This is a genomic window from Corallococcus interemptor (genome assembly GCF_003668875.1).
In the GTDB taxonomy this organism is placed as follows: Bacteria; Myxococcota; Myxococcia; order Myxococcales; family Myxococcaceae; genus Corallococcus; species Corallococcus interemptor.
In genome coordinates this window covers 1-417 of record NZ_RAWM01000395.1, presented here as the reverse complement: position 1 = coordinate 417, position 417 = coordinate 1, and the positions used below count along the sequence as shown (strand labels likewise).

Genomic DNA, 417 nt, shown 5'->3' with positions numbered 1-417 from the left:
AAAATCATCTGAAGGGTCCTGAAAAATTGTCTAAAAACTATCCAGAAGAATTGTCTACAAAAAGAAGCTCTCTCACTCTGAAGAAACTCTGCTGCAAATTCTACAAGGTGATCGAAGTCCCTTGGGGGGCCACCCCCCCAAGATTTCCCCTCTTTTTCTATCCAACATGGCCTAGATGCGGCTTTTCAGCCCATCTACTTGGCTTTTTATTGGATATAGGACCAGCCCTTGGTCTTTATCCTCTAAAAATCTGAGGACCAATCCAAGCCAAGCAAATCAAAGCATCCTATGTCCTCATCTGAAAGATAATGGCGAAATCCATACATGACTTGCGACCGTCAATCTGAACGAGTTCCTGCTTTCTCCTGAGAAGTTAGCATTCACTTTATTGATTTCTGTTGTATTTTGTATTTTTCT

At 41.5% G+C, this 417-nt stretch carries 1 protein-coding gene; it reads left to right on the top strand.

Going from position 1 to position 417, the window contains the following annotated elements; translation table 11 throughout:
• On the top strand, positions 1–254 hold a 254-nt coding region (locus D7X96_RS40670; protein ID WP_208647468.1), incomplete at its 5' end, for a hypothetical protein.
• Between the last annotated feature and the right edge of the window lie 163 nt (positions 255–417).